The organism is Bhargavaea cecembensis (assembly GCF_001619585.1).
Classification (GTDB): domain Bacteria; phylum Bacillota; class Bacilli; order Bacillales_A; family Planococcaceae; genus Bhargavaea; species Bhargavaea cecembensis_A.
The window spans coordinates 576,993-596,787 of record NZ_LQNT01000009.1 but is presented as its reverse complement, the minus strand read 5'-3'; the positions used below and the strand labels follow the sequence as shown (position 1 = coordinate 596,787).

General features: G+C 54.5%; 18 protein-coding genes and 1 tRNA gene. 11 read left to right on the top strand and 8 right to left on the bottom strand.

Annotated features, from left to right (window positions below):
- Nucleotides 1-42: 42 nt before the first annotated feature.
- Complete coding sequence (locus AV656_RS06605) at nucleotides 43-1,104, bottom strand: acyltransferase family protein (protein ID WP_063180068.1); 1,062 nt, start codon at nucleotides 1,102-1,104, stop codon at nucleotides 43-45.
- A gap of 177 nt (nucleotides 1,105-1,281) precedes the next feature.
- The gene (locus AV656_RS06600) at nucleotides 1,282-1,836 is read right to left on the bottom strand and encodes a YusW family protein (protein WP_063180066.1); all 555 of its coding nucleotides are present in this window, start codon (nucleotides 1,834-1,836) and stop codon (nucleotides 1,282-1,284) included.
- 141 nt (nucleotides 1,837-1,977) lie between these two features.
- Between AV656_RS06600 and AV656_RS06595 the strand changes: the two genes are divergently transcribed.
- Nucleotides 1,978-2,694, top strand: coding sequence for a glycerophosphodiester phosphodiesterase (locus AV656_RS06595; RefSeq protein WP_063180064.1), 717 nt, complete (start codon nucleotides 1,978-1,980; stop codon nucleotides 2,692-2,694).
- Nucleotides 2,695-2,733: 39 nt separating this feature from the next.
- Here AV656_RS06595 and AV656_RS06590 read toward each other — a convergent pair whose 3' ends face one another.
- Nucleotides 2,734-3,756, bottom strand: coding sequence for a DUF2804 domain-containing protein (locus AV656_RS06590; protein ID WP_063180062.1), 1,023 nt, complete (start codon nucleotides 3,754-3,756; stop codon nucleotides 2,734-2,736).
- A gap of 71 nt (nucleotides 3,757-3,827) precedes the next feature.
- Between AV656_RS06590 and AV656_RS06585 the strand changes: the two genes are divergently transcribed.
- The 3 genes from AV656_RS06585 (at nucleotide 3,828) to AV656_RS06575 (ending at nucleotide 5,666) form a co-directional block, all read left to right on the top strand.
- Nucleotides 3,828-3,900, top strand: a tRNA-Ala gene (locus AV656_RS06585).
- A 306-nt stretch (nucleotides 3,901-4,206) separates the two neighbouring features.
- Nucleotides 4,207-4,554: a hypothetical protein gene (locus AV656_RS06580; protein ID WP_063180060.1), complete on the top strand. Its 348-nt coding sequence runs from the start codon at nucleotides 4,207-4,209 to the stop codon at nucleotides 4,552-4,554.
- 620 nt (nucleotides 4,555-5,174) lie between these two features.
- Nucleotides 5,175-5,666, top strand: coding sequence for an amidase domain-containing protein (locus AV656_RS06575; RefSeq protein ID WP_063180058.1), 492 nt, complete (start codon nucleotides 5,175-5,177; stop codon nucleotides 5,664-5,666).
- Nucleotides 5,667-5,746: 80 nt separating this feature from the next.
- On the opposite strand, the gene AV656_RS06570 is transcribed toward AV656_RS06575, so the two are convergent.
- A complete protein-coding gene (locus tag AV656_RS06570; protein ID WP_063180056.1) occupies nucleotides 5,747-6,598 on the bottom strand; it encodes a DegV family protein in 852 nt (283 codons plus the stop codon).
- A gap of 128 nt (nucleotides 6,599-6,726) precedes the next feature.
- A complete protein-coding gene (locus tag AV656_RS06565; RefSeq protein WP_063180054.1) occupies nucleotides 6,727-7,311 on the bottom strand; it encodes a glycerol-3-phosphate acyltransferase in 585 nt (194 codons plus the stop codon).
- Between the two features lie 61 nt (nucleotides 7,312-7,372).
- On the opposite strand from AV656_RS06565, the gene AV656_RS06560 reads away from it, so the two are divergent.
- Entirely contained in the window at nucleotides 7,373-7,972 is a 600-nt protein-coding gene (locus AV656_RS06560) for a nitroreductase family protein (RefSeq protein WP_063180053.1), read from the top strand.
- Here the strand turns inward: AV656_RS06560 and AV656_RS06555 are convergent.
- A complete protein-coding gene (locus AV656_RS06555; protein ID WP_063180051.1) occupies nucleotides 7,933-9,324 on the bottom strand; it encodes a dipeptidase in 1,392 nt (463 codons plus the stop codon). The genes AV656_RS06560 and AV656_RS06555 overlap by 40 nt on opposite strands.
- 147 nt (nucleotides 9,325-9,471) lie before the next feature.
- On the opposite strand from AV656_RS06555, the gene AV656_RS06550 reads away from it, so the two are divergent.
- The 3 genes from AV656_RS06550 (at nucleotide 9,472) to AV656_RS06540 (ending at nucleotide 13,350) form a co-directional block, all read left to right on the top strand.
- Nucleotides 9,472-10,737 carry a hemolysin family protein gene (locus AV656_RS06550; protein WP_063180049.1) on the top strand — a complete coding sequence of 422 codons (1,266 nt, stop codon included), beginning with the start codon at nucleotides 9,472-9,474 and terminating at the stop codon, nucleotides 10,735-10,737.
- Between the two features lie 445 nt (nucleotides 10,738-11,182).
- Entirely contained in the window at nucleotides 11,183-11,734 is a 552-nt protein-coding gene (locus AV656_RS06545; RefSeq protein WP_063180047.1) for an RNA polymerase sigma factor, read from the top strand.
- 155 nt (nucleotides 11,735-11,889) lie between these two features.
- Complete coding sequence (locus tag AV656_RS06540) at nucleotides 11,890-13,350, top strand: phospholipase D family protein (protein WP_063180045.1); 1,461 nt, start codon at nucleotides 11,890-11,892, stop codon at nucleotides 13,348-13,350.
- Nucleotides 13,351-13,410: 60 nt separating this feature from the next.
- Here AV656_RS06540 and AV656_RS06535 read toward each other — a convergent pair whose 3' ends face one another.
- The gene (locus AV656_RS06535) at nucleotides 13,411-13,596 is read right to left on the bottom strand and encodes an SE1832 family protein (protein ID WP_063180044.1); all 186 of its coding nucleotides are present in this window, start codon (nucleotides 13,594-13,596) and stop codon (nucleotides 13,411-13,413) included.
- Between the two features lie 93 nt (nucleotides 13,597-13,689).
- Nucleotides 13,690-14,715 carry a hypothetical protein gene (locus AV656_RS06530; RefSeq protein ID WP_063180043.1) on the bottom strand — a complete coding sequence of 342 codons (1,026 nt, stop codon included), beginning with the start codon at nucleotides 14,713-14,715 and terminating at the stop codon, nucleotides 13,690-13,692.
- A 144-nt stretch (nucleotides 14,716-14,859) separates the two neighbouring features.
- Here AV656_RS06530 and AV656_RS06525 point away from each other — a divergent pair, with 144 nt between their 5' ends.
- From AV656_RS06525 to ybaK, 3 genes are all read left to right on the top strand, one after another.
- A complete protein-coding gene (locus tag AV656_RS06525; RefSeq protein ID WP_063180042.1) occupies nucleotides 14,860-16,824 on the top strand; it encodes a cation:proton antiporter in 1,965 nt (654 codons plus the stop codon).
- A gap of 282 nt (nucleotides 16,825-17,106) precedes the next feature.
- Nucleotides 17,107-19,281 (top strand): DNA topoisomerase III, encoded by a 2,175-nt coding sequence (locus tag AV656_RS06515; protein WP_063180039.1) that lies wholly within the window; start codon nucleotides 17,107-17,109, stop codon nucleotides 19,279-19,281.
- 14 nt (nucleotides 19,282-19,295) lie between these two features.
- Entirely contained in the window at nucleotides 19,296-19,784 is a 489-nt protein-coding gene (gene ybaK, locus AV656_RS06510; RefSeq protein ID WP_063180037.1) for a Cys-tRNA(Pro) deacylase, read from the top strand.
- Nucleotides 19,785-19,795 lie beyond the last annotated feature (11 nt).

Below are 19,795 nucleotides of genomic sequence, written 5' to 3'. Positions count from 1 at the left end.
ATGCATAAAAAAGCGGAGAGGCAGAGCCTCTCCGGTTTCTCTTTATCTGACCATTGCAGCGGAGCCGGGTTTCTTTCTCGGGCGGAAACCGCCGAGGAAGATCTTGCCGTACGGAACAAATTTCTCGAGTGCAACCGACACCAGAATCGGCAGGACAAGTCCGATTGCGGTAAAGCCAATCAGGCCGTAGTTGAAGAAATCGTTCAGTACGATGTCCGCAAAAATATGGAGGTACATGATCGAAATCGAATGCTTCTCGACAAACTGCAGCCAGTTCAGCGGCATCTTACGCGCTGCACGCTGGAACAGCCCGATGACGACGACCGTGCAGGAGATCGGAATGATCAGGTCCAGGAAGAAGTGGTCGTACCGCAGGAACTTCATACTGAGATGATAGTCGAACAGTCCCGACGCATCCAGGGCGAGGCAGATGGCGACCGTTACCGCTCCCGCAGCGAGCCACTTGCCGCTGATCTCCATCCAGAACGTCTTCATGTAGTAGCCGATCGCGAAATACACAAGCGCCATGAGCGCGACATCAACGTTCCATGGAAGGGGAATCTGCTGGGCCGACTCCACGACCCCGCCGTCCAGTACACGCTGGGCGAACAGGCTCTCCATATGGGCGACCAGATAGGATAGGGTGACAAGCCCGATTTGTACTTTCCGGCTGAAGTATCTCGTCAAGAACGTGAACAGTACGAACACTGCGAACAGCGAAGTCACGAACCAGAATACTCCGTAGGCTCCGCGGACGAACCGGCCGCCGACGACAAGCGTCCACAGATCATTGAGATACCATTGCAGATCCGTGTTGCCGTACCCCAACTCCATCCCGTAGCGCATCGCCGTGATGAGTACAAGGAAGAACAGATAGGGGACGATCAGCTGCATAAAACGTTTCCAAATCGACTCGCCGGCTTCTGCACGTGTTTTTGCTTCTTTGAAAAAGAGTCCGCTCAACAGGAAGAAGGCCGGCATATGGAACCAGTAAATGTATTTGGATAGGGGGAATTCAAGTTCTCCCGGGTAATGTCCGATGACTACGAGAATCATCAGAAACCCTTTAGTGACATCGACCCAGGTCAGTCTTTGTTTTGCCATGGTGAGGACCTCCGTGAGTATATCAGTCTTGAGTTCTGTCTCCGGATTAATTGCCCCGTTTCTGCAGATTCCAAACCTGCCCGGGGAATACGGGCATTTTACACCCGTTGCCTCAGTTTGAAAACCCCACAAAATATGGCGGCCGCTCCCTGTACCGGGATCGGCCGCCGCTGTGGGTCATTTATTTTCTTGGATGTTCAGGTTCGTACCGTCTTCGAAATTCACTTCAAGCTCGAATTTTGTGTAGTCCTGAATTTCAAGAGCATTGAGGATTTTCTTCTTGGCTTCTTCTTCGGTTACCTGCTGGTCAAGCACGATTTCCTTGAAAAGGGTGTCCAGCGCATTCATCGCTTTATCCTGCTGATTGTCTTCGCCATAGTCGACACCTGCGAGAGTGTTTTTATACTCTGCTTCGTATGTGCCATCTTCTCTTGTCTCGTAGTCGGCATCAACGGCATCTTTGCCGTCTACGTCGATCTCTAGATCAAAGTCCTTAAAGCCATAGCCCTGTGTGGTTTCCTGCATACCATCTTTCTTGCCGCCGGCAGGGTTATCACCGGCTTCATCATTCTCAATTGCCGTTTCGGTCTGATCGCCGGTTTCTTCAGTGGTCGGCGCATGATCATCGTGGTCGCCGCCTGCTGCATCGTCCATGGCGTCATTGTTGTTTCCGCAGGCACCGAGTGCGAGGACGGCGGCGAGCGCCGTCATTCCGAGCAGTTTGTTTTTCATGGGTGCACGTCCTTTCGGATTCTCTGTTTGTCCTTTATCTTTCCTGTTCAGGAGAAATTTAAACAGCATCTGCGTTACAGGAGTTATTTGGATATGCCATAATCGAGAAAACAAGGAATGGACGGAGAGGAAGGATCGCCTTTGGAAATTTTTGCGCATCGTGGAGCTTCCGGAAGCCGGCCGGAAAATACAATGGCCGCATTCAGGAAAGCTGCCGAATTGCCGATTGACGGCGTGGAGTTCGATATCCATCTGTCGAGTGACGGTGTGCCGGTCGTGATCCATGACGAGACAGTCGACCGGACAACGGACGGGAGCGGATATGTCAAAGACCTGACATTAAATGAGCTAAAGCGGCTGAGCGCCGGCTGCCGGTTCGCTGATGAATACTCAGATGAACGAATCCCGACCTTGAGGGAAGTGCTGGAGTTGTTCCGGGACAAGCCCCACAGGCTGAATATCGAGCTGAAATCGGATGTGTTCCCTTATCCCGGCATGCGCGAGAAAGTGATTGCGATGGTTCGGGAATTCGGAATCGCGGACCGGGTCATTTTGTCGTCATTTGACCACGTGACACTGGAAGCTGCGAAGCGCGAAGCACCTGACATCGAGACAGGTATGCTGTTCGTTGAAATCCTGGCCGATGCCCCGGCATCGGCAGCCCGTATCAGAGCTGATGCCCTTCATCCTGCAATGCCATTCGCTGTTCGGGAACCCGGCCGCCTGGCAGCGGCAAAAGGAGCAGTGCTGCGGGTGTATACCGTGAATGAAGCGAAGCACGCGCTCATGGTCCGTGAAGCGGGCGCACGGGCGATTTTCACCGATTACCCGGATAGGATGCTCAATTTATTGAAATAAAAACACAGGAGCCGCCAGTGCGGTTCCTGTGTTTGGTCATCACCAGATGGCCCGGTGTTCCTCGCTGCAGCCGAGCAATTTGACGAGATGGAGGTTGACACCGGCATCCCCGAGACGGATGCGCCCCCTGAAGTAGCCCACCATCTGGTGGACATCCGATTTGACGAGTTTGGCATCAGTAGCGGCAGTCCGCTCAAAAAACGGCGTGAATGTCAGGTCGACCGTATCCGTGAATTTGGTCCGGATTTTCCAGGTTTTCATATAGTCGGCAGGATCGTAATCAAACAGCACATCTTCGCTGATCTTGTACATCTTGCCGTCTACAAACACCGCGTTTTCAGTCATGCCGGTTCCGTCAGTCCACTGTCCGCCGAAGTTCAGCCCAATGCGGCGGCGCCCGTATCGCTGGGAAGCCATTGCCCAGTTCCATGTGGCCTTCCGGGGCCAGATTCCCCTGCCGAAATCGAGGACTGCGAATGATTCCTCCCTGCCGATCCGGAAGCGGCGGTCGTCAATCGTGACGAATCCCTCGGCTGGCAGGAGATGGTGCTTTGCCGTGAACTGGTATTGATTGCGGTTCCACGGAACAACGACATTGAGCGACTCTTCTCCTTCCGGGTGCCCGATATGCAGATCTGCGTGAAGAAGTTCGCCGTCAAAGTCCGGCACAGTGACAAGCAGATGCGTCTCGCCCTTGATATGAATCATCTGGATATTCATATCAGGATGGGTGAAAGACACGGTGCCGAGCACCTCATCGCCCATCCGGACGTTACGGCCCATCGGCACAGTAACCGTTTTCTCGAAAAACCTCTGTGTTTCATAGTGGAAGACGTACACGAAACAGGACGCGGCATAGTCGAGGTGGGATACCGTCACGGAAAACAGGACGTCTTCCGCGAATACGCACCAGTAGTTCCATCGCTTCTTGCGCATATAGTTTTTGGCCAGATTGCCGGTGATGATGGGGTTCCGGGCGAACCCGATCGCTTCCGGATTAAGCGTCCCGTCCGGATTGGACAACCGGACGGGCTCCGTTAATTCACGCTCTTTGTGCTGCATGCGATCACCTCGAAAACGGCTATTGTCAAATTTTCGTTTTGCTGATATACTCTTCATTGTACCAGAGATACGGGGCATTAGCTCAATTGGGAGAGCGTTGCGCTGGCAGCGCAGAGGTCAGGGGTTCGAGCCCCCTATGCTCCATCATACGAAACAGCCGGGATTCCTTTGTGGAATCCCGGCTGTTTTTTATTATGAGGATTTGAAACCTGAAAACACATGCCATACAGAAATCATCGGTTTCTGCTACTCATTAGAAAACTGTAATTGCTATAACTCATAGCGAAGTATGAGATTCACTAGGTGGAAAACTTTGTTAGGGAAAAGTTTTTACGTTAAACTGATTATTGGGAGCCTTAAATTATTCAATGCAATAGAATAGTCCCTCTTAAAGAAAGCTGTAGTTTATGTATGCTTGCTCAATATATGTCTATAAGGGAGGAATGTTTGATGAGTATGCTTCAATTAATGAATTCAGAGGGTGAGTTGAAATTTTATAAAGGCTTTAATACTAAGCCCAAGGTGAATGATTCAATCAGAGTGCTGTACATTCCTCTAACATCCTCCAGACCGAATAGGGCAAATGCATTTAAAAATGTATCCTTGAAAAAGGTCTACTCTGTGTACAGAGTAGTGAATGATAATCAGGTGCTTATTAAAGATGATCAAGGCGAATTGGCTCATCTCTTGCAAAGTGAATACCAAGTTGTAGAAGAACTCTCGGATAAAGAGATTAAACTTCAAAAACAAAATAACGATATGTTACTTGCAATTAACAAAATGATAAAAGATAAATGAATTGAGTAGAGAGGTTTAAACATTTTCCTCTTATCGAATTTTACAGTTCGGTTTTCAGTTATATCTAATTGCGGATAGGGTGAGCTGAAATTTTTATTTAGCAGACACAAAAATGATTGCAAATACTTGTAAAGTTACGGGGAGAGTCAGGAAAATGCCAATAGGCCTGATGTGGGAGGGTGGGTAACCACTCGGCAAGCCATGATAATTACTCGCTCCGAGTTGCCAAAAAATCCGTGTGAGGAAACTTGTGTTGAATCACTAATTCCATCGAGACCACTTAGAAAACCATCGTAACAGCTGATTGAAGTGAAAGGCCCGAGACACCTGCGGGAATAGCATTAGCCGAAGACCCCGCAGGACACAGTCCGAGGAGGCTAAGGCAATGCCCGCGGTAAGCGAGGGCCTGGAACGTAAATCAGCCTTTTCACTTTTTAAGCCTCATTAACCTCCTCCAAGATACACATATCCAAGAAACCGCCCTTAATGCACATGGTTGAGATTTGGCCTTGCCTGTGATTTCGAAGCACGTATGGGATTCGGACAAGATGATTTGCCCTCAAATGGCCGCATAATACTCACTGCCCTCCGCATACGTTGCAGGAGAGGGGGTGCGGAAATTGGCGGTCTATGACCGGGAGGCGGCGGTCGCCTATGCAAACCGGTGGTGGAATGACTACAATCCCGCGTATCCGAAATTCGCGGTAGACTGCACGAACTATACCTCACAGTGCCTCAGGGCAGGCGGTGCCCCGATGTGGGGCTCGCCGAATCGGGGACGGGGCTGGTGGATCGGGGGAGGCAGCTGGAGTTTTAGCTGGAGTGTGTCCCATTCGCTCAGATGGTACCTGGCCGGTTCCCAGCGCGGCCTTACAGCAAGGCGGGTCCAGTCTGCCGAGGAACTGGAACCGGGGGACATCATCTCCTATGACTTTGAAGGCGACGGAGTATTCAACCACACGACGATCGTGACATCGATAAGGGACGGCGTGCCTTATGTGAATGCTCATACGTATAATGTCCGTGACCGTCTTTGGGATTATAAGGATTCCTATGCCTGGAGGCCGGATGCGACGTATGTCTTCTGGAAGATTAATGACCGGTTCGACTAAACGGCAGGACGGTCCGGGACACAGTGGCCCGGACCGTCCTTTGCATATAGAGATTTAATGGTTTCGGTTCGCACATGACCTTAATCAAAGTCATACCAGATGACGGCCATCGTGCCCTCACCGGCATGGACGGCAAGGACTGAACCGATATCGCCCGTCCTGACTTCAAGTCCGGGCATGGCCTCGAGCATCTGTTCCTTGAGCCTGGCCGCTTCCTTTGGGCTATTTGCATGCATCAGGTGGATGGTGCGCCGGCCATTATCATAAGCCGCCTTCACCTTGTCCACAAGGTAGCGGAACGCCTTCTTCTCCGAGCGGACTTTGTCGATGACATCAAGCGTGCCCTCAGGGGTAATCTGGATGATCGGCTTGATCTGGAGCATACTGCCCAGGTAGAATTGGACGCTTCCCATCCGTCCGCCTTTGTGCAGCTGGTTCAGCTGTCCGATATAGATATAGGAGCGTGTCTTCCCGATATGTTCGCTGATGTCATCAGCGATCTCATCGCGGCTTTTTCCTTGCTGCTCCAGCTCCATGGCAAGGCGGACCAGGCCGGTCGTTCCGTAGGACAGCGATTTGCCGTCGAGGATGCGGACATCGAATCCGCTCAGCTCTGCCCCCGAAACAGCGGAGGCATAGGTTCCGCTCAGTTCCGACGTCAGCATGATCGCGAGCCCCTGCTCGTATTCGTCTTGTAGCCGGTCAAACAATTCGGCAAAACGGCCGGCGGACGGCTGTGAGGTCTTCGGCAACTCGCTGGAGGTCCGGATCTTTTCATACAATTCTTCCGGCCGGATGCCCACGCCGTCCGAATATTCCTGATCACCGAAATGGACATTGAGCGGCACGACATACAAGTCCGGATGATTTGCGAGTTCCTTTGAAATATGGGCGGTGCTGTCCACAATATAGGCGAGCGGTTTTTTCTTCATCTTTCAACCCCCTGAAAGCGCTGTCGTTTTTTGAATACTATACCACACTGTGCAATAAAGAGGGCAGAGAAATGAAAAAAGGCTCATATTATAGCGATATAATATGAGCCTTTTATATTCTATTGTTATCAATCGAATAATGTCTGGCGCCGTCGGATTGCATCAGCGAAGTCGGAATGGTGTCGGATGAGCACGAGCGAGCCTGCCAACAAAAGCGGCCATGAGGCGGGAAGGAGCCCGGAAAACCAGAGTGCGGCGGTCCATGCGGCGAATCCGCCCGGCATGGCAAGCGTCGCGCTGCGAAGAGGCAGCAGGGCGGCGGCCGTCCCGACTGCGTATCCGATGAAGGCGACGGGGGAAAAGGCCAGGGCGGCACCGACAAAGGCGGAGACGCCCTTTCCGCCTTTTCCGGACAGGGGAAAGACATGGCCTAAAACCGCAATGGCCCCTCCGGCCGCAACTAGCCATTCCGGATGCCCCAAATACCGGCCGGCCACAACAGCTGCAGCGCCTTTCAGGGCATCTCCCGCGAATACTATGAAAAATGCAGAGGCACCGAACAGTCTTCCGGCATTTCTGGCACCCGGATTCCCGCTGCCCTCAGAAGTCGGGTCCGCACCGAGCGCACTTCCAAGAACCCGAGCCCAAAGTAAAGAACCAAGGACCCAGCATATAGCAAGGTAAAGGACGGCTTCAGGGCTTATGGCGTTCATCGGCATCCCTCCCCGGGTCTGCTATAATCAGGGTGACTACTGGTAGCAAAGGAGAATCCATATGAGCCAACAGCAAATGAGTGTCAGGCAAGCGGTGATCGAGCGCCGCTCCATCAAAAATTTCAATGGAACCCCGGTCTCCCGTGACGACGTCATGGAGGTCCTGTCCGAATCCCGATTTGCGCCGAACCACGGCAAGCGTGAACCGTGGAGATTTGTCGTCGGGGCAGGGGACAACCTACCTGACGTCCAGCACCTGATCAGGGAATTTGCCATCCCGAACTGGCGCGAACTGACGGAAGAAGCGCTTGAGCGCCAGTCCGCCAAGTTCACGAGCGCGGGGGCCATCGTTTTTGCCATTGTCCGCGAAGACATTCGGCAGAAGCAGCGAATTGAAGATCATATGGCGATTGCCGCTTTCCTTCAGAACGCCCAGCTCCTCGCGTGGGACAAGGGGATCGGCACATGCATTAAGACACCTGCCTGGCTGGATCAGCCCAACTTCCGCAAGGCGCTGGGCGCCTTGGACGGGGAGCGTGTAATCTCCATGCTGCACTTCGGATATTCAGATACAGTGCCAAAGGAGTGGGACCACACTCCGATAGAAGAAAAGGTTACGTTTTACTCCGCTCCGGAAAGCGCGGAAGACACTTCAAAGTAATAATCTCCGATGACGCGTAGCCCCTTGTCGAAATTCTCCAGATGGAAGTGCTCGTTCGGCGCATGGAAGTTCTCGGACGACAGCCCGAAGCCCATCAGGACGACCGGAAGGCCAAGAATCTCATCAAATGCCGCAACGATCGGAATCGAGCCGCCGCCTCGTGTATAGGCAGTCGGGACATTGTACACGCGCTCATACGATTTGCCTGCAGCCTGGATGGCAGGGTGGTCGTATGGGGTTAGGAACGGCTTGCCCTTGTCGAATTCGGTGACGTTCACCGTGACGCCTGCGGGCTTGTTTTTCTCGATATGGCTGCGCAGTTTTTGTACAATGTCGTCCGGGTCCTGGTCAGGTACCAGGCGGCATGTGATTTTTGCTCCTGCTTCGGCCGGAAGTACGGTCTTGATTCCTTCACCGGAGAAACCGCCGAATACGCCATTAATCTCGAGTGTCGGACGTGTCCATGTGCGCTCGAGATGCGAATAACCCGGTTCACCGAAGAGCTCGCTCACGCCGAGCTCTTTTTTCAATGCTTCCTCGTCGAAGCCCAGCTTTTGGTACTCTTCGCGCTCCTCATCGGTTGCGGGGCGCACATCATCATAGAAGCCTTCAACACTGATTGTGCCTTCTTCGTCCCGGAAGGAGGCGAGCAGTTCGACAAGAGCATGGATGGCGTTCTGGACGCCGCCGCCATACAAGCCGGAGTGAAGGTCGCCCTTGGCTCCCTTCACGTCGATCTGGACTCCTGCCAAACCGCGCAGTCCGTAGCAGACGGCCGGCTGTCCCGGTCCCTGCATGCCTGTATCGGAAATGACGATTACATCAGCTGCCAACTTCTCCTTATTGGCTTCGACGTAAGCGGGGAGATTCGGGCTGCCGATCTCTTCCTCGCCCTCGATGCAGAACTTTACATTGACGGGAAGCTTGCCGTACGTCTTGAAAAGGGCCTCGACAGCCTTCACGTGCATGAACACCTGGCCTTTGTCATCGCTGGCTCCGCGTGCATACAGTTTGTTGTTGCGGACTTCGGGTTCGAATGGCGCGCTTTCCCAGAGTTCCAGCGGATCGACCGGCTGGACATCGTAGTGTCCGTAGATGAGGAGGGTCGGCTGGCCTTCCGCGTGCAGCCAGTCTGCGTAGACGACCGGATGTCCCTGCGTGTCATCGATCGAAATGTTCTCGAGTCCCGCATCATTGAGTGATTCCGCAAGCCATTCTGCAGCTTTTTTCATATCGCCTTTGTGCTCGGAAAGTGAGCTGATGCTCGGGATGCCCAGGAAGTCGTTCAGCTCGGAGAGATGCGCTTCGCGGTGCTCGGTGAAATAGCGGTCCAGTTCGTTCAGATGATCCATCATTGATCCCTCTTTCCAGGTTGGTTTACGTGCCAAGTATACCAGAAACAGAGAAAGCGGATTCAAATCGGAGTATCGGGGGAATAGTTTATGGTATGATGGGCAATAAGGTGTTTGAATTCCGTGTAAACTCAGGGGGAATGGCTTTTGTTTATCGTCTTGGGAATCCTGCTCTTCCTGTCCTTCTTCTTCTCGGGCAGTGAAACGGCGCTGACCGCCACGAACAGGATGAAGGTGCAGCTCCGGGCTGACCAGGGAGACAGAAAATCTGAGAAACTGCTGAAACTCATCAGCAAGCCTGACAGGATGATCACATCGATCCTGATCGGGAATAATATTGTGAACATCCTCATGCCGACTCTCCTTACGGCGATTGCGATCGACAAGGGCTGGCAGGTCGGGCTGGCGACGACGATCCTGACGATTACCCTCATCATCTTTGGCGAAGTGCTGCCGAAGACAATCGCTGCAACTTTCTCTGAGAGGGTCGCTTATTTAGTCTTTCCGATCATCCGATTTCTGGTCATCATTCTCTCTCCGCTCACGTACCTGCTGTCTCTGTTCACAAATATCTTTATCCGCATTATTTCGCGGGGTACGGTGACGGAAGCGACGCTGACGAAGGAAGATCTCCGGTCGATGGTGGATATCGCTTCTACGGAAGGGACTTTTGAGGAAGAGGAATCCATCCGCCTAAAAGGCGTCATGGACTTTCCCGAAAAAGATGTGTCCGACGTGATGTCGGCCCACCGGACGGAAATCGTCGGTGTGCCTCTTGATGCCACCTATGAATATGTCCGGGATACGATTCTGGAACATTGGTACACGCGTTATCCGGTGTATGAGGACAACATGGATACCATCGTTGGTGTGTTCTATTCCAAACAGCTGATTGAATGGTCGATGGCCACTGATTCAACAATTGAGGATTACATGGACCGTGAACCGCTGTTTGTCGTCGAATCGCTCAGTGTCGAACGGGTATTTAAGATGATGCTCGCGAAAAAGAAGCATATCGCGATCGTCCTGGACGAATACGGCGGCACACTCGGCATTGTCACGCACGAAGATATCATCGAAGAGATGATCGGCCAGGACATCGAGGACGAAACCGACCAGGAAGACGAGGTGCTCGTCTATGAAATGACGGATACCCGCCTGGAGTGTTCGGGACGTCTGGAGATGGATGACCTGAAGGAATCCTTCCGCTCCGAAATGCCTGACGAGCATGAGACAGTCGGCGGATTTGTACTCCAGCAGCTTGGTCATGTACCGGTGCCGGGAGATCAGTTCACCTATGGCAACCTGGATGTCATCATCGAGGAGATGGACCGCAATCGCATCACCCGGATGCTGATCACCAAGCGGGAACATGAAGAAGCGGAACAAGCGGCAACATCAGAAGAAGAATGAGAAGAAAACAGCAAAAAAACGCAGGCCTAAACCTGCGTCGTGCGCTTCCTTCCAGGGAAGCGTTTTTTTGGCTTTTAGGTAAATGTTTTTTTATTCTGCTTTAGCAAGAGTACCGGGGTTTAGCATACTATAGTCGGATTGAAGCGGAGGGCCTGAGACACCTGCGGGAAAAGCGTTAGCCGAAGACCCCGAGGATGTTGCACAACGCTTTGCGTTGCGCACAGACGCCAATCTCCGTACTGGCGCCGGCTAAGGCAACGCCCGCGGTAAGCGAAGGCCCGCAGCGAAAACCCGAAGTATATTCAGTAAAAGGGCATTGAATGTTCAACCTTTCTCCGTTTCTTACATCTTTGTAATGGACCTGAAAGAGAATCCGATGGAGGGCAAGGTTTCTCTATAGGACAATAAGGTCAACAAAGAACAGTACGAACGGGAGGGATCGGCCATGGCCGGTCGTAACATCGAAACCATCTACGAAGAATATGAACGCTTTATCTATCATCTGTGCCTGAAACTCACTCGGAACAAGGACGAGGCGGAAGACCTCATGCAGGACGTCTGGCTAAAAGTCGTCCGCAACGAGAAATCGCTCGAGGGCGTCGACCACGTCAAGGCATGGCTCACGACGATTTGCATGAACACGTTCCGTGACCGCTACCGTAAGACGGTCCGCCGGAGCCAGCATGTCATGGAGCAGCCGGAAACGCTCGACGTGCCGATCCTTGACCTTGTGCCATGTGTGGAGCCGACTGCGGACGACCTGCTGGAGCGCGAGGACATCCGTGCCATCGTCCAGTCGAAGCTTGATGAACTGGACGGCATCTACCGCAAGACCGTACTTTATTTCTACGTCAACCAATATTCGCTCAATGAAATCGCCGAGCTCATGAAAGTATCAATCGGGACCGTCAAATCCCGCCTCTTCCGCGCGAAGCAGCGCCTGAAGGAAATGATGCTTCTCGATGAGCAGGCCGAAGGCTATGTTACAGCCGGATAAGATATTCATAAGGACGGCGGACCAGGCAGAAAGTTGCCCGGTCCGCTTTTTTATTTTTTTGCGGCACAGTTCCCGCTTGGAACTAGTTTTTTTCATCCGGCGTTTTCCCTCTGATAGGAAAGGGGAATGGAAGGGGGACCAGAGGGGGGACACGCATGGAAAAGAAGAAAATCAGGGAATGGAGCATGAGGCGCAGAGTGCTGACGATCATCGCCTGCCTGTTCGTTCTCATCTATATCGGAATCGTTCTCTATCATACATATAAGCCGCTCCCGGAGGGCATTTCCCATGACGGGACGCTTTACCGGACAGACAATGTGGAAATGCTCACTGACCTGACCTACTCGCAGGACCGGTCAAAGGATGGTATGGTCCACGAACTGCAGATTTTTGACGAAGTGTTTTCGATGATCGATCGGGCGGAGGAATTCGTCGTGGCAGACTTTTTCCTCTATAACAGCTACTACGATGAAAAAGAAGACTTTCCGGAGATTGCCCGCACGCTGACCGACCGGCTGGCCAGGAAGAAAAAAGAGAACCCCGACATGCCGGTCATCCTCATCACAGACCCCGTCAACAACGGGTACGGTTCGTATGAATCCGAGGAATTCAGGCGTCTTGAGCAAGCTGGCGTCGAGGTCGTGGTGACTGCTCTTGACCCGCTCAGGGACTCCACACCCATCTATTCAGGCGTCTACCGGATCCTCTTCCAGTGGTGGGGAGAGGAAGGTGAGGGATGGCTGCCGAACCCGATGGCCGAGGAAGCTCCGGAATTGACGGTCCGTTCCTACCTGAAGCTGCTCAATGTCAAGGCGAATCACCGGAAAGTAATCGCCACGGAAGAAGGAGTCCTTGTGAGCTCCGGCAACCCGCATGATGCGAGCGGATGGCACGGGAATGTCGCATTTAAGACGGACGGTCCAGTAATCAACGATGTGCTCACAGCTGAGGAAGCGGTATCTCGCTATTCCGGCGGTCCGGAAAAGTTTCCGAGGACGGAGACGGAGGAAAACCCGGACGGGCAATACGGCGTGCAGTACGTAACGGAGAGGCGAATCCTTGATCACCTGCTTGAAGACATCGGAAAAGCAGATGAAGGGGACGAGGTATGGCTCGGCATGTTCTATCTCGCTAAACGTGATGTAATCTCGGCGCTTGTCGAAGCGGCTGAACGGGGCGCGCGGGTTCGTATCATCCTGGATCCGAACGAGAATGCTTTCGGAAACAAGAAGACCGGCCTGCCGAACATGCCGGTCGCGGAAGAGCTGATTGAGGACTCGGACGGCCGCATCGAGATCCGCTTCTACAATGCAGTCATCGGGCAGTACCATACCAAGCTGGTTTATGTGAAGGACGGGGAGGAGGCGTACATCTCGAGCGGCGCAGCCAATATGACGGAGCGTGCCCTGGATGATTACAACCTCGAGGCCAATCTGCGCATTAAGGCACCTGCGGACAGCCCGCTTGCAGATGAGCTGGATACTTATTTCAACCGGCTCTGGGACAATGAAGATGCCCTTTATACGCTGGACGCTGAGGAAAAGCTGAACGGTTTCTCCCAGGCGCAGCGGGTCGTCTACGGCCTGCAGAAACTATTAAAACTCACCACTTACTGATACGAAAATGAAAGCCGGCCTCCGCACCTGTTCAATGGTGCGGAGGCCGGCTTCGTATGCTTACTCAAGCTCATCCAGCTGCCGGTTCAGTTCCGACAGGCGGGCTTCCATGTCCGCAAGCCGCTGTTCCGCTTTTTGGACCTGTGCCTCGTGGCCGGTTGACTCCAGTTTCTCGATGTCGCCCTGCAGGCTGATGTAATCCATTTTCAGTTCCGCGATTTCCGCTTCGAGGGAACGTTTGTCCATCGTGAACGCCTCCTTGTCGCGGACATTGTACCATAACCATGCGGCTGGCGTATCCTTGCATGTGAGGGTGCGTCCTTGTCCCGCCGGAGGGGATCAGTGTCTTCCGGCCTGTCTGCGTGGCGGGTACTCCAAGTAGTAGTGAACAGCTTCGCTCACCATGCCAAGACCATCCTCGACATTGAGTGCCGCCTGTCTCTCCACCGCGCGTTTTCTCCGCTGCTCATGCAGGAGAAGCTCCATCACCGCATTCAGCAGCATCGACTGTTTGACTTTACGCCCGAGTCCGAGCGGGATGAATCCATTTTCCTCATTTGGCAGCGCATGTCCCAATTCTTCTTCATTTTGTGCAAGGACGATGCAAGGGATGCTCAGGAAAGCGACATCATAAGGGATGTATCCAGACGAACAGATCACAATATCGGCGGAGGCAAGTTCCTTGCCGTAGTCATATGGCATCTTCCGGACTGTCACGTTCCGGCGGCCGAGTGCCATCATTGTGAGCGGATCGTCCGGATGGGAGTAAGCTTCCCCCAGAAGCACGGTAATCTTCAGCGGAATGTGGAGCTGAGTCAGATGCCGGAGTGTCCGGTGTGAGAGGTTGGCCGGGTCGGAAGGGCCGTGGGTGACGACAATATGGGGCAGATCGCCGGGCGGACGTTTGCCGAGCCCGATGTGCCGGTGCCGGATTAGGCTCGGGTCCGCGATGAATCCCGCCTGGCCCGTGACGACATTGGTCGGGACGGGCCCCCTTGTCTCGCCTCCGAACGTCCGGAAGACAAGGTCGGCCGCAGTTCCGCCTTCCCCGTTGTCATCAAAATGGATGATTGCGGGAATGACTTCCCTGAGCGCATCAATTTCTCCAGGTTCGGAGCGTCCGTCCCGGAGGAGGATATCCGGGCGCAGTTCGGCGGCGGCTCTCCTGAGTCCGTCTTTTCCGCGGATCCGGACAACCCGGAAGCCCGCCTCCTCAACGTGGGAGAGCGGGCGCTCCGAAAGGAAGATCACTTCAATATCGGTAAGCGACTGCGCGATGCGCAACGCGCGCCGTGTCCGGTAGGCGGAGGGGATGTCGATTGCCGTGCAGTAAAAGACCGCTTTCTTTTTCGGTTTTCCGGTCAAGGCCTTCACCCTTTCTGGCTGCAATATCGGTTCCTGTCCAACATATGGGACCGGCCTCCGGAATATGAGAGTTCCGGCTGGAAGTCTCGGCGGGATATGGTACACTGGGTATTATTTTTGAGGAACAAAAAGGGGGGATTTCCCATGTTCGATTCGTTTCTGTTCTCCTTTATGGCGATTGCAGCGATCGGAATCGGATCACAGTGGCTGGCCTGGCGGCTCCGGCTGCCCGCTATTGTCGTCATGTCCATTGCGGGCCTTTTGCTCGGACCGCTGCTAGGTCTGCTGAATCCTGAGCAACAGTTAGGGGACCTGTTTGCGCCGCTCATCTCGATTGCGGTGGCCATCATCCTGTTTGAGGGGAGCCTGAATCTTGACGTGCGGGAAATCCGCGGATTTTTCCGTCCGGTCGGCCGGATTGTGACACTCGGTGCATTCCTTGCATGGATCTTTGGCTCGCTTACCGCACACTATATCGCCGGCCTGAGCTGGGAAGTGGCATTCGTCATCGGGGGGCTGTTTATTGTCACTGGTCCGACGGTCATCCTGCCTCTCCTGCGCCAGGCTAAGCTAAAGCCTCGTGTCGGGGCCATTCTAAAGTGGGAAGGAATCATTGTTGATCCGTTCGGCGCGCTGCTTGCGCTGTTTGCATTCGAGATCATCCGTTTCCTGAAAGGGGACCTGTCCGGCACAGGCATCCTGATCTTCTTTGCAGCCTCGGCTTTTGCAGGCGTGCTCGGCTGGTTCGTCGCATGGGCGCTTGGGAAGATGTTTGAGGCAGATAAAGTGCCGGAGTTCCTGAAGTCCCCGGTGCTGTTTGCGGCCGTTCTGCTGGTCTTTGTCGTGTCTGATGAGATCATGCATGAGACCGGACTGCTCGCGGTCACCGTGATGGGGGTCGCAATGGCGAATATGCATCTGTCTTCCATTGAGGACATCCGGCATTTCAAGGAAAACATCACGGTTCTGCTCGTTTCCGCCATTTTCGTGATGCTGACGGCGTCACTTTCGGTGGATACGCTGCGCGCCATCTTCGAACCGCGGATCATCGCTTTTGTCCTTGCGACGCTGTTCGTTGTCCGGCCGCTGTCGATCTGGCTGTCGACAATCGGCACAGATCTGACCAGGCAGGAGCGCACGCTCGTCGGATGGATTGCGCCGCGCGGCATTGTCGCGCTCACGGTTTCCGGCTATTTTGCCTCGATCCTGCTTGAACAGGGCTATGAGGACGCAGAGCTTCTGACGGCTCTGACGTTCGCACTCGTATTTGGAACGGTTGTTGTGCATGGCTTCACGCTCGGGCCCCTCGCCAAGAAACTGAACCTTGTTGCGGCGGATAACTCGGGTGCACTGATTGTCGGCGGAGGGCCGTTCATCGCGAAGCTTGCCGCCTCAATCAAAGAAGATGGAAAACCGGTCGCCATTATGACTGATGCCTGGAATGATGTGTTTGAGGCCCGCAAGGCAGGCATCAAAGTGCTTTCGGGTGACATCCTGTCCGAACAGGTCGATTACAGATATGACCTGGCGCCTTACCAGAACTTGCTGTCGATGACGCATATGGACATGTACAATGCCCATATCTGCAGCGACTTCGTTCATGACTTCGGCCCGTCTTACGTCTATCGGTCCGGCCTGAAAGGAGATCCGAAACGCTACGGGGTGGACAGCGTGCGGCTCGTCCGCTCGCCGGGCAGGTTCCTCTTTGAACCGGCGGTCCCGGTGGGCGTGCTGGATTCACGAATCAGAAACGGCCATGTGATCCGGAAGACCCCGATCACGGAACGCTACAAGTACACCCAATACCTCCGCGAGCGGGATGAGAGTCCGGTCCTTCTCTATATTCTGAGAAAGGACGGCAGGGTCGACTTCTACTCACCGGGTGCAGAACTTGCAGCCGAACCGGGGGACCTTGTGGTATCCCTGAGCCCGCCGGACAAGACGGTCGAGAAGGTGAAGGAGAAGCTTGAGGTCAAGACGGAAGGCAGGGTATCCGCGACCAAGGAGCAGATCGAACATCGGCTGAACGGCAACGATCCGGCTGGCGGGGACGGCAATGGCGGAAAACCGCCGCTCCCGGGTCCCGCACCAGACTCGGCACTTAAATAAAAATCAGAGCCGGGAGCAAGCTTGCTCCCGGCTTTTCTTTTTGTCCGGCTGAGTTTCCGGCCTTCAGAAAGCGGACTTGGCGGATGGAGTTCGGACTTAGCGGTCGGGACTCGGACTTGGAGAACGAAATTCGGACTTACAGCACGAAACCCGGACTAAGCCCCCAAACCCGGACTTACAGGTTCCCTGACACCCTCGAATCCATCCTTCGGCTAGCCAAGAGCGATGAAATCCCTTTGCCGGTCTTGTATAATCAGTACGTATGAGAGGAGTGGACGCACATTGTCCAAATCATTGGTATTGGCAGAAAAACCGTCCGTCGCGCGGGATCTTGCCCGCGTGCTCGGATGCAACGATAAACGGAACGGCGCACTGGAAGGGAAGGACTACGTCGTCACGTGGGCCCTCGGCCATCTCGTGACACAGGCCGATCCGGAGCAATATGATCCGAAGTACAAGGACTGGAAGATGGAAGACCTGCCGATCTTGCCCGAGCCGTTCAAGCTCGTGCCGATCCGGCAGACAACCAAGCAGTTCAATGCCGTAAAGGCGCTGCTAAGACGCGGAGACATCCGGGAAGTCATCATCGCGACCGACGCAGGCCGGGAAGGGGAACTGGTGGCACGGTGGATCCTGGAAAAGGCGAAGGCAAACAAGCCGGTCAAGCGGCTCTGGATCTCGTCCGTCACCGACAAGGCAATCAAAGACGGTTTCCGCAACCTGAAGGACGGGCGCGAATATGAAAATCTGTTCGAGGCGGCGGAAGCACGGGCGGAAGCGGACTGGGTCGTGGGCATCAACGCCACGCGGGCACTGACCGTCAAGCACAATGCCCAGCTGTCGACGGGCCGTGTGCAGACGCCGACGCTCGCGATGATCGCGGAACGGGAGCGGCAGATCCGCGAGTTCCGTCCTAAGTCGTTCTACGGGATCGAAGCGCTCACCGATTCCGGCAGATTCAAGTGGACTGCCAAGTCAGGAGACGGTCGCACGTTCGACAAAGGGGAAGCGGAGGCGCTCCTCGGCAAGCTGGAGAACATTCGTGAAGGCGCCATCGAGGAAGTGAAGCGCACGCCGAAAAGCCAGCCGGCACCGCCGCTGTTTGATCTGACCGAGCTGCAGAAAGAAGCGCATAAGCGCTTTGGCTGGTCGGCGAAGGAAACGCTGAATATCCTGCAGGGGCTGTATGAGTCCCACAAGGCGGTCACGTATCCGCGGACCGACTCCAAGCACCTCACATCCGACATGGCGTCTACTCTGAAGGACCGGCTGGAGGCCGTGCGCCTCGCCCCATACCGGAAGGACATCGCGGCCATCCTGAAAAAGGGCAGCCCGAAGCCGCAGAAAGGGGTCATCGACGATGCAAAGGTCAGTGACCACCACGCCATCATCCCGACAGAAGAACCGGCGATCCTGGAGCGCATGTCAGACAGCGAGAAGAGGCTATTCGACCTGATCGTGAAGCGGTTCATCGCCGTCTTCTCTGGCCCGTACAAGTACGAAGCGGTCACCGCGGTCCTCGGGGCGGGCGGCGAACGATTCCACGCAAAGGGCAGGACAATCACCGACGAAGGCTGGCGCGCCGTCTACGGCCTTGATGCCGAGGAGGAAGACGACAAGACACTTCCTCCGTTTGAAAAAGGAGAGACGCTCGGCATCCGCGCGTTCTCGATGACGGAAGGACAGACAAAGCCGCCGGCGCGTTTCAACGAGGGGACGCTCCTCGCCGCGATGGAAAACCCGGCACAGTTCATGGCAGGCGAATCCAAGGAATTGATCCGGACGCTTGGTGAGACGGGCGGACTCGGAACGGTCGCGACACGTGCAGACATCATCGATAAACTGTTCAACTCGTTCGTCATCGAAAAGAAAGGCCATGACATCTTTACGACGTCCAAGGGCCGCCAACTGCTGGAACTCGTCCCGGAAGACCTCAAGTCCCCTGCGCTTACCGGCGAATGGGAGCAGAAGCTCACCGAGATTGCAAAAGGCCGCCTCTCGAAGAAAGACTTCATGAAGGAAATGACTAGGTTCGCCAAGCAGGCCGTCTCGGAAGTCAAAGCTTCCGAAAAAAAATTCAAGCATGATAACGTCACCGGCAAGATGTGCCCGGACTGCGGCAAGCCGATGCTCGAGGTGAACGGCAAGCGCGGCAAGATGCTCGTCTGCCAGGATCGCGAATGCGGCCATCGCCAGAAAGTTTCCCAGCTGACGAACGCCCGCTGCCCGAACTGCCACAAAAAGCTTGAACTGCGGGGTGAGGGAGAAGGGCGGATCTTCACCTGCCGCTGCGGATACCGTGAGAAGCTTTCCGCATTCGAGAAGCGCAAGGCGAAGACGAACAAGGGAAAAGTGTCCAAGCGCGACGTTCAGAAGTACATGAAAAAGCAGGATGAAGAGCCGGTGAACACGGCGCTGGCCGATCAGCTGAAAAAGCTGCTCGGCGACCAAGACTGACGGAGGTGTCCGGTTTGGGAAAAAAGGACAAAGTCCAGAAAACGAATGCCGTCCGCATCCTGGACCGTCAAAAGGCCGAATATGAATTGATCGAATATGATACGGATGATGGCCAGCTTGACGGCGTTTCGGTCGCGGAAAAGACCGGCCAGGCGGAAGAGACCGTCTACAAGACACTTGTCGCTACTGCCGGGACGGGAAAGTACTTCGTGTTTATCATTCCGGTCGCCGAAGAATTGGACCTGAAAAAGGCGGCAAAGGCGGCAGGGGAGAAAAAGATCGAAATGCTCCATCTGCGTGACCTGACCGACGTCACGGGATATGTGCGGGGAGGATGTTCGCCGGTGGGCATGAAAAAGGACTTCCCTACATTCATCGATGAATCCGCACAGGCACTCGGGAGGATGATTGTCAGCGCAGGCAAGCGCGGGCTCCAGATGAAACTAGAGCCGGATGCGCTCGCGATGGCCGCCAATGCGGTCTTTGCACCGCTCCGCAAATGACCATAAACGTG